The following is a 2108-nucleotide window of genomic DNA, read 5'->3' as shown; positions in this document are numbered from 1 at the left end:
ATGCCGACCTGCTGCAGCGACTTCAGCCCATGGCCGTCCAGCGTGTTGAAGGCCTTGAACCCTTCGCCATGCTCGCCGATGTAGATGCGGCCGTCCGTCAGCACGCCGTCGACATCGAAGATGGCCAGCTTGATGGCCAGGCCACGGCCTTGCGCCTTGACCAGGAGTTCGGGAGGGAATTTCAGTGCTGGCTTCACTTCAGATCACCTTGGCACGCATGAGGTCGTTGATGCTGATGGCACCCAGCAGGCGCTGCTCGGCATCGACGACCAGGACGACGGTGATGCGCGCGGCTTCCATCAGGTCGGCCGCGTCCACGGCAAGGGCTTCGGCGCCGACGGTGCGCGGCTTGGCATGGGCGACCTCGGCGGCGGTCAGCGCGCGCAGGTCGCGGCCCTGCTCAACCAGGCGGCGCAGGTCGCCGTCCGTAAAGATGCCAAGGACGTGATCGTCGCTGTCGACGATCACGGCCATGCCCAGGGCCTTGGCGCTCATCTCGCGCATCAGGTCGGTGAAGCCGGTGTCGGCCGCCACGCGGGGCAGGGCGTCGCCACTGCGCATCAGGTCGCGCACGTGCGTCAGCAGCTTGCGGCCCAGAGTGCCGCCGGGGTGGGAGCGGGCGAAGTCCTCTGCCTTGAAGCCGCGGGTGTCGAGCAGGGCCACGGCGAGGGCGTCGCCCAGGGCCATCTGGGCCGTGGTGCTGGCCGTGGGCGCGAGCTGCAGCGGGCAGGCCTCCTCGGTGACCGCGCTGTCGAGCACGATGTCGGCATGGGCGGCCAGGCTGGACTGCGGCCGCCCCGTCATGGCGACGATGGGAATGCCCAGGYGCTTGAGCACGGGCAGGATGGCGTTGAGCTCGTCACTCTCGCCGGAATTGGAGAGAGCCAGCACGACGTCACTGCTGGTGACCATGCCGAGGTCGCCATGGGCCGCCTCGGCGGGGTGGACGAAGAGGGCGGGCGTGCCGGTCGAGGCCAGCGTCGCGGCGATCTTGCGGCCCACGTGGCCGCTCTTGCCCATGCCCATGACGGCCACGCGGCCGCGGCAGGCCAGCATCAGCTGCACGGCGCCCGCAAAGGCGTCGCCCAGGCGGGGCGCCAGCTCGGCGAGGGCACGGGCCTCGACCTCGAGCGCCTGACGGCCGATGCGCACAGCGCGCTCGGCGGCAAAGACGGGAGAACTCATGAGGCCAGTGTAGACAAGGGCTCACGCGGGGCAACCGGCGTGGCATTCAGCCTCTTCGCGGGGCAGGTCAGAGCGCGCGTGAGACGCCAGCAAGCAGCAAGCCTGGTGGTTTCGGCGTCACCGGACAATGCCGGCCTATGCCGACCAAGCCATTAGATCGATCCGCGCGCGCCGCCTTGCCGGCCGGCGCACTGGCGCTGGCCCTGGCCCTGCTGGCGCTGCTGGCCTGGGACCTCAGCCATCTCGACCTCTGGGCGGTGCGCCTGGGCGGCGACGCCAACGGTTTCGCGTTGCGCGAGGCCTGGGTCACGCGGGTGCTGATCCACGAAGGCGGGCGGCTGGTCTCCTACCTGGCCATGGGCTTCATCGTGCTGCTCAATCTGGTGCCGCGGCTGCTGCCCGCGCTGAGCCGGCCGGAGCGGCGCTGGTGGCTGGTGACGACGCTGGTCTGCCTGGCCGTCATCTCGCTGATGAAGCGCTTCAGCCTGACGAGCTGCCCCTGGGATCTGGCCGAGTTTGGCGGTGTGGCCCATTACATCTCCCACTGGGTGCTGGGTGCGCATGACGGCGGTGGCGGGCACTGCTTCCCTTCCGGCCATGCGAGCGCGGCTTTCGCCTATCTCTGCGGCGGCTGGGCGCTGGCGCGGGCCTACCCGCGGGCTGCGCGCGCCTGGGTGCTGGCCTGTGTGTTGCTGGGCGTCGTCTATGGCGTGGGGCAGATGCTGCGCGGTGCGCATTACCCCAGCCACACGATGTGGACAGGTTGGATCTGCTGGGCGGTGACCGTGGCCGCCGCCCAGGTCCGGCCGTGGCGCTTCAAGCGCGGCGCCGCGGCCTGAGAGCGGCCAAGGCGGCCAGGCCACCGAGCAGCAACAGGGCGCTCGCCGGTTCCGGCACCGGCGTGACCGCGCCGGCGTCAAACG

3 protein-coding genes and 1 pseudogene are annotated in these 2108 nt (G+C 70.5%); 1 reads left to right on the top strand and 3 read right to left on the bottom strand.

From position 1 onward, the window contains the following. Both ACXJKR_RS30705 and ACXJKR_RS30700 read right to left on the bottom strand, forming a co-directional pair. A pseudogene (locus ACXJKR_RS30705) lies at positions 1 to 197 on the bottom strand (3-deoxy-D-manno-octulosonate 8-phosphate phosphatase); the annotation flags it as partial. Between the two features lies 1 nt (position 198). Then, a complete protein-coding gene (locus tag ACXJKR_RS30700; protein WP_457326066.1) occupies positions 199 to 1185 on the bottom strand; it encodes a KpsF/GutQ family sugar-phosphate isomerase in 987 nt (328 codons plus the stop codon). Positions 1186 to 1322: 137 nt separating this feature from the next. Between ACXJKR_RS30700 and ACXJKR_RS30695 the strand changes: the two genes are divergently transcribed. Continuing rightward, positions 1323 to 2024, top strand: coding sequence for a phosphatase PAP2 family protein (locus tag ACXJKR_RS30695; protein WP_056191880.1), 702 nt, complete (start codon positions 1323 to 1325; stop codon positions 2022 to 2024). On the opposite strand, the gene ACXJKR_RS30690 is transcribed toward ACXJKR_RS30695, so the two are convergent. Then, complete coding sequence (locus ACXJKR_RS30690) at positions 2002 to 2082, bottom strand: VPLPA-CTERM sorting domain-containing protein (protein ID WP_457326067.1); 81 nt, start codon at positions 2080 to 2082, stop codon at positions 2002 to 2004. The genes ACXJKR_RS30695 and ACXJKR_RS30690 overlap by 23 nt on opposite strands. Between the last annotated feature and the right edge of the window lie 26 nt (positions 2083 to 2108).

Source organism: Roseateles sp. P5_E11 (assembly GCF_054049355.1).
Note: the sequence above shows the minus strand (reverse complement) of the source record. Positions and strands in the feature narration are given on the sequence as shown.

Excerpts from the sequence above, each read along its gene's own strand:
- ACXJKR_RS30695 (WP_056191880.1), top strand. The coding sequence starts at position 1,323 with ATGCCGACCAAGCCATTAGATCGATCCGCGCGCGCCGCCTTGCCGGCC.